The organism is Nocardia takedensis NBRC 100417, assembly GCF_000308695.1.
GTDB classification, from domain to species: Bacteria; Actinomycetota; Actinomycetes; order Mycobacteriales; family Mycobacteriaceae; genus Nocardia; species Nocardia takedensis.
Genome location: NZ_BAGG01000261.1, coordinates 61,150 through 67,457 on the forward strand (window position 1 = coordinate 61,150; position 6,308 = coordinate 67,457).

A 6,308-nucleotide genomic window follows, 5' to 3' on the forward strand; every position below is an offset into this window, starting at 1 on the left:
GGGGTCGTCCGCTTCGTCCGGCGGTCACACAGCACCCACCGGATATGTCAGTGTATTGACATAGGGTGAGCGCGGATTCCGATCGGAGGAAGGAGCACCCATGCCGAAGACGACCGCACGCACCGTCAGCCTCGCGCCCGCCGGACCGTTCTCGCTGGCCGCGTCGCTGGAATACCTGGAGACCTTCACCCCCGCCGCCCACCGAGGATCACACCGAGGGTTTCGGGGGTCGGCCGAGTACGGGCGGTGGCGGGCGCTGCTGCACCACTTCTACGAACCGTTCCCGGTGGTCGAGCATTTCGCGCCGGTCCTCGACGGTTTCGGCCCGCGAACGCCGGGTAGATCTTGATTTTCCGGATCTAGACGAACGGTGAGCCGCGGTGCGGCGGGACGATGACTGAACTGGATATCGAGCGCGTGTACTTGGCGGCCGGGATCGCGTTGCTGCTGGCGGCGACGCTCCCCCGCCTGTTCAGGAATCGGGCGATCACGGCGCCGATGCTGGTGTTGGGGGTCGGGGCGATCGCGGGACTGGTGATCGGGGAGGCGAGCGTCGGCGCGGTCTCGCCGCTGACCCACCCGAAGGTGATCGAGCACCTCGCGGAGGTGTGCGTGATCGTGGCGCTGATGGGCGTCGGACTCGCGATCGACCGGCCGTTGCATTGGCGCACCTGGCTTTCCACGTGGCGACTGCTGCTGATCGCGATGCCGCTGGGCATCGCGGCGGTGGCGCTGTTCGGGTGGTGGGCGGCGGCACTGCCCCCGGCCGCGGCGGTGCTGATCGGCGCGGTGTTGGCCCCCACGGACCCGGTGCTGGCCTCGGACGTGCAGGTCGAGGGGCCGACGCCGGGCGAGGGTTCCGACGACGAGGACGACGAGGTGCGTTTCGCGCTCACCTCCGAGGCCGGACTCAACGACGCGCTGGCTTTCCCGTTCGTCTACCTGGCGATCTTCCTGTCGACGAAGGGGTCGGTGACGAGTTGGCTCGACGGCTGGCTCGCGTGGGAGTTGCTCGGCAAGGTCGCGATCGGCGCGCTGCTCGGGTGGCTCGTCGGTGACCTGCTGGGCCGCGCCTTCTTCCGGTTCCCCATCCGGCACGCCCGTCTCGCCGAACGCGGCGAGCCGATCGTGGCGCTGGCGGCGGTGTTCGCCGTCTACGGGCTGACCGAGATCGTCGGCGGCTACGGCTTCCTCGCGGTGTTCGCGTGCGCGATCGCGATCCGGCGCATCGAACGCGACAACGACTACCACGAGGAGATGCACAGCCTCGTCGAACAACTCGAACACGTGCTGACCTTGGTCGTGTTGCTGCTGCTCGGCGCCGCGCTCACCTCGGGACTGCTGGGGGCGCTGTCCTGGCAGGGTGTGGCGATCGGCGTGCTGCTGGTCTTCGTGTTCCGGCCCGCCGCGGCGTGGCTGTCGCTGTCGGGGTGTCGGGAGATGGACGGCAGGGAACGGGCCGTCACCGCGTTCTTCGGGGTCCGCGGGATAGGCTCGCTCTACTACGTCTCCTACGGTCTGACGCACGGGGAGTTCGGTCCGCAGGCCGAGTTGCTCTGGGCGATCACGGGATTCACCATCGTGGTGTCGGTGTTCGTGCACGGTGCGGGCGCCGGGTGGGTGATGGGACGCCTCGAAACCGAACGCGCGGCGCGGCAGCCGAGCGCGACCTGAACGCGCCGAACGTTCGCGCGGACAACCGGAGCAGTTCACAGTGCGGCCATACCGACAGGCGACGGTGACGGTACGGTTCCCGGCTTTCGTGTGCTGCCCGGATGAAGGAGTTCGAGACGGATGGATCGCCGGAACGGCGGGATCGGCCGGCGCGCGGTGCTGTTCGCCGCCGGTGGCGCGATCGCGCTGACCACCCTGGCGCAGCCCACGCACACCGGGCTGATCACGCGGCGGGCCTCGGCGGGCCCGGCGGAGTGCGGCAAACGCGCCGACCTGGCGGAACAGGCCGTGGTGGAGCGGCACGTGCGGACCCTGTGGGGGTTGCCGCAGCGACAGTTGGGCGCGCTGGAATGGCCCGCGTCCCTGGTGGAGCAGTTCGGGCGCTGGTGCTACTGGTGGCAGGCGCATCTGCTCGACTGCGCCGTCGACGCCGCCCACCGCGCGCGCACCACCGAACGGATCGAACGGATCGGCGCGGTCGCGCGCGGCATCCGGACCCGCAACATCACCGGGTGGACCAACCGGTACTACGACGACATGGCCTGGCTGGCCCTGGCCCTCGAACGCGCCGACCGACTGCTCGACGTCCGCTTCGGCGACGCCCTGCCCGACCTGCGGGCCGCCCTGCTCGAAGGATGGAATCCGACGGTCGGCGCGGTGCCGTGGCGCTCGGGCGACGACTACTACAACACCCCCGCCGTCGGACCGACCGGGATCGCGCTGGCCCGCCTCGGCGAACTCGCGCGCGCCGAACAACTCGCCGAATTCCTGCACGCCCGTCTGCGCGACCGCGACAGCGGCCTGATCCTCGACGGAGTCCACGAACCGGACGGACGCCTCGACCGCACCGTGCACACCTACTGCCAGGGTGTGGTGATCGGCCTGGAGACCGAACTGGCGGTGCGCACCGGCGCGGACGAACACCACCGCCGCGCGGCCGAACTCGTCGCCGTCACGCGGCGGCGACTCACCGCGGGCGGCGTCATCGCCGGGGCCGCGGGCGACGACTCGGGACTGTTCATGGGCATCCTGACCCGCTACCTCGCCGAAACCGCGCTCGCCACCGGTGACACCGTCGCCGCCGACATCGTGCACGCCTCCGCGCGAGCCGCCTGGGACAACCGCGCCGAGGTCGACGGTCTGCCGCTGTTCGGCGCGGACTGGTCGCGCCCGGTCCCCGTGCTGGACTACGAGGGGACCGCCCTGCAACTCACCGGCTCCTCGGGCGCGCCGACGGTCACGCTGAGCCGCCACCTGTCGGTGCAGCTCAGCGGGTGGATGGTGCTGGAAGCCGACTACCGGCTCACCGCGGCGGGACTGTAGAACACGCCGCGGCGAGTGGAGCGAACGGTTCCCGCCCCGCCGTGCGCAGGGGGCGGGAACCGCCGCGGATCGGGGCTGACGCCGGTTTCGCCCCGAGGTGCGCGACTCACCGACGGGGAACCCGGGGCGTCGACGGGCCGCGCGACCGATCCTGCCGGACCGGGGCGAATTCCCCCGGTCCGAAACGGTCGGATTCATCGACCGTTCAGGTGTTCACGTTCCGGTCACCGTCACTTCGCGGGCGGGGTGAACGGCGCGTTGATGGTCGAGAAGTACTGGATCGCCGCGCCGACCGCGATCGGTGCGGTGATCGCGATCTGTCCGACCAGCGTGCCGATCGCGCCGACGGCCAGAACGCCCGCGACACAGCCGACCGCCGCGGCCGGGATGAACGGGCCGAACAGCCCGATGATGGTGGCCGAGGCGACCGTGGTGCCCGCGATGCCGCCCAGGACGCAGCCCAGTCCGCCGCCGACCAGACCGCCGACGAGGGTACCGAGGGTGGCGCCCGCGCTGATCGTGGAGGTCAGCCTGCTCCACGCGGCCTGCTCCCGGTCGTACTGGTTCTTCCAGGGAGCCTGCTCCTCGAACGGCAGCGCGACCGGACGGTAGACGGCGGCGGCGGGGTCGAAGCTGGGGGTGAGTGTGGCGGTGCGGCCGGAGATCTCGGCGGCGATCGGGAATTCGAACTCGTCGACCCGGAAGGTCAGCGGGGTGGCGGCGACGAGCGTGCCGTCGGTCGCCTTGACCGCGAACGCGCCGTTCTCCATCACCAGCGAACCGCTGTCGACGGTGATGACCGATCGTCCGTCCTCGGTGGCCGAGGCGGTGAAATTCACCGGGGACTGCGCGGGGGCCGCCGAGCCGACGCCCGCGGACAGGACGGTGGTGGCGCTCAGCAGCGCGAGGGCAGTGGCGAATGTGCTGATTCTCATCGTATTCCGTTATCCTTCATCATTTTTCGGAGTTCGTGGGATGCGGGGGCCGGCTCGGAAGCCCACGAACTTCCGGCCGGGCTCAACGTAAGAGCGGACAGGTCGCCGCGCCCGCTCCCGCGCGGGAGATTTCACCGGCCGTTCAGGTGTTCACGAATCGGCCATCTTCGTTCCGGCACAATGGAATTGCGCACGTGACGGCGACCCCGTCAGCGCACGGCCGAACGTTGCGAACAAGGAAAGTTCAGGCGCTGGCCTGTCCGGTCGACGGGCGCGGCAGGCCGACGGACCCGGTCGCGCCACCCGCCGACGGAACACCCGCGGGAGCGGGCAAGGGCGGCAGACTCGGGAACCGGCGGCGGAGTCGGTGCAGATTGCGATGGATCTCGCGCAGTTCCTCGTGCAGGACGCGCAGTTCTTCGTGCAGTTCCTCGGCTTCCTCGAGCAGCAGGGCGTGGAAGAGCCGCCCTTGTTCGAGTTGGGCGCGTTCGGCCCGTGTCCGGATCAACGCCTCGTCGACCGGAGTTCGCGGCGGGGACGGCCGCGCGGCCACGCGCCGTCCCATGTCGCTACGGCCGAATCGGGTTCCGTTGGCCGATTCCCACATGGATGGCCCAACCTTTCGAGTGTTCCAGGCTTCGAGCAGAGACGAATGCGGTCGGGTTACGCGCCGCGACCGACCGCGACATCGGCGGTCGGCGGCAGTCCCGCCAATCGACGGGGCGAGAGCAACTCCTCGACCTGGTCGGTGCGCAGAATCCCCTCCCCGACGAGGATCTCGGCGACGGGCCGTCCGGTGGCCAGCGCCTGTTTCGCGACCCGCGCGCAGGCCCGGTACCCGATGGCGGGCACCAAGGCGGTGACGATGCCGATCGACCCGCGCACGCCGTCCTCGAGGTGCGCGCGATTGGCGGTGATCCCCTCGACACAGCCGGTGGCGAGGGTGTCGACGGCGGCGGTCAGGTGGGTCAGCGAGCGCAGCAGGCTGTAGACGATCACCGGCTCGAACGCGTTGAGTTGGAGTTGTCCGCCCTCGGCCGCCAGCGTGACCGTGAGGTCGTTGCCGATCACCTCGAAGGCGACCTGGTTCACCAGTTCGGGGATCACCGGGTTCACCTTGCCCGGCATGATCGACGAACCCGCCTGCACCGCGGGCAGATCGATCTCGTGCAGCCCGGCCAGCGGCCCCGAGGACAGCAGGCGCAGATCGTTGCAGATCTTGGACAGCGCGACGGCGACCCGTTTGAGCACACCCGAGACCTGCACGAAGGCGCCGCAGTCCTGGGTCGCCGCGATCGGATCGGCGGCCAAGGTGACCGGTTCACCGGAGATCTCGGCGAGATAGCGCACGGCCAGGCCGGGATAGTCGGGGTGGCCGTTGATCCCGGTGCCGATCGCGGTGCCGCCGATATTGCATTCCAGCAGCAGCGCGGCACTGTCGCGCAGACGGTCGCGGCCCTCGCGGGCCATCGTCCGATAGGTGGCGAACTCCTGGCCGAGGGTCATCGGCACGGCGTCCTGGAGTTGGGTGCGACCCATCTTGATGATGTCGGCGAATTCGGCCGATTTCCGGTCGAAGGAGCGCGCGAGCCGATCCAGCGCCGCGACCAGCGCGCGCAGATGCGTGACCAGGCACAGTTTGATAGCGGTCGGGTAGACGTCGTTGGTGGACTGGCCCAGGTTGACGTGGGTCAGCGGGTCGAGCCTGCTGTGGTCGCCGCGCTCGAAACCCATGATCTCCAGGGCGCGATTGGCGATCACTTCGTTGGCGTTCATGTTCGAGGAGGTGCCCGCCCCGCCCTGCACCAGGTCGATCGGGAACTGGTCGAGCAGTCCGCCCGCGCGGATCTCGGCACAGGCGGCGACGATGGCGGACGCGCGGGCCGGGGTGAGCAGACCCAGGTCGCGATTGGCCTGTGCCGCCGCTTGTTTCACCGTGGCCAGGGCGCCGATCAGCGCCGGGTAGTCGCCCATCCGCGAGTCGGTGACGCGGAAGTTCGTCATCGCGCGGGCGGTGTGCACGCCGTAGTAGGCGTGCGCGGGGACGGCCAGTTCGCCGAGGGAGTCCCGTTCGGTGCGTAAATGGTCGGGCATTGCGATATCTCCTTGTGCTGCCGTGGAAGTCAGAGCCAGGACCGGGGGCGCACGGCATTGGCCCGGTCGACCAGGGCGAAGCGGTCCAGGCTGTCGGGTGTCACCTGCGCGACCGCCCGCAGCGCCGACTCGAGTCCTTTGCGCAGCCCGCGCTCGGTGCACACGCAGCCCAGGACGGTGTCGCGCGGGGTTTCCGGGCGACCGCCCGCGCTGAACCAGCGCAGGGCGCCGTCCAGCACGGCGGCCCGCAGTTCCAGGACCTGTCGTTCGTGCGGCAGTCCG

At 70.1% G+C, this 6,308-nt stretch carries 7 protein-coding genes; 3 read left to right on the top strand and 4 right to left on the bottom strand.

Annotated elements, in window-relative coordinates; genetic code table 11:
- Nucleotides 1-100 precede the first annotated feature (100 nt).
- The 3 genes from ON30_RS36760 to ON30_RS32995 all read left to right on the top strand — a co-directional run bounded on the left by ON30_RS36760 (nt 101) and on the right by ON30_RS32995 (nt 2,997).
- Entirely contained in the window at nt 101-349 is a 249-nt protein-coding gene (locus tag ON30_RS36760) for a hypothetical protein (RefSeq protein WP_051030329.1), read from the top strand.
- 44 nt (nt 350-393) lie between these two features.
- Entirely contained in the window at nt 394-1,674 is a 1,281-nt protein-coding gene (locus ON30_RS32990) for a cation:proton antiporter (RefSeq protein ID WP_040714076.1), read from the top strand.
- Between the two features lie 120 nt (nt 1,675-1,794).
- On the top strand, nt 1,795-2,997 hold the full coding sequence (locus ON30_RS32995; RefSeq protein WP_083911871.1) for a glycoside hydrolase family 76 protein: 1,203 nt from the start codon (nt 1,795-1,797) through the stop codon (nt 2,995-2,997).
- 230 nt (nt 2,998-3,227) lie between these two features.
- Here ON30_RS32995 and ON30_RS33000 read toward each other — a convergent pair whose 3' ends face one another.
- The 4 genes from ON30_RS33000 to ON30_RS33015 all read right to left on the bottom strand — a co-directional run.
- Nucleotides 3,228-3,932 carry a DUF8020 domain-containing protein gene (locus ON30_RS33000; RefSeq protein WP_040714078.1) on the bottom strand — a complete coding sequence of 235 codons (705 nt, stop codon included), beginning with the start codon at nt 3,930-3,932 and terminating at the stop codon, nt 3,228-3,230.
- Nucleotides 3,933-4,176: 244 nt separating this feature from the next.
- Complete coding sequence (locus ON30_RS33005) at nt 4,177-4,497, bottom strand: hypothetical protein (protein ID WP_157184032.1); 321 nt, start codon at nt 4,495-4,497, stop codon at nt 4,177-4,179.
- A 98-nt stretch (nt 4,498-4,595) separates the two neighbouring features.
- The gene (locus ON30_RS33010; protein WP_040714082.1) at nt 4,596-6,026 is read right to left on the bottom strand and encodes an aspartate ammonia-lyase; all 1,431 of its coding nucleotides are present in this window, start codon (nt 6,024-6,026) and stop codon (nt 4,596-4,598) included.
- Between the two features lie 29 nt (nt 6,027-6,055).
- The coding region (locus ON30_RS33015) for a tetratricopeptide repeat protein (RefSeq protein ID WP_040714083.1) at nt 6,056-6,308 on the bottom strand (253 nt) is incomplete at its 5' end.

Bases quoted from the DNA above. Each gene is read 5' to 3' on its own strand.
- ON30_RS36760 (WP_051030329.1), top strand. From the start codon at position 101: ATGCCGAAGACGACCGCACGCACCGTCAGCCTCGCGCCCGCCGGACCG.
- ON30_RS32990 (WP_040714076.1), top strand. From the start codon at position 394: ATGACTGAACTGGATATCGAGCGCGTGTACTTGGCGGCCGGGATCGCG.
- ON30_RS32995 (WP_083911871.1), top strand. From the start codon at position 1,795: ATGGATCGCCGGAACGGCGGGATCGGCCGGCGCGCGGTGCTGTTCGCC.
- ON30_RS33000 (WP_040714078.1), bottom strand. From the start codon at position 3,932: ATGAGAATCAGCACATTCGCCACTGCCCTCGCGCTGCTGAGCGCCACC.
- ON30_RS33005 (WP_157184032.1), bottom strand. From the start codon at position 4,497: ATGGGACGGCGCGTGGCCGCGCGGCCGTCCCCGCCGCGAACTCCGGTC.
- ON30_RS33010 (WP_040714082.1), bottom strand. From the start codon at position 6,026: ATGCCCGACCATTTACGCACCGAACGGGACTCCCTCGGCGAACTGGCC.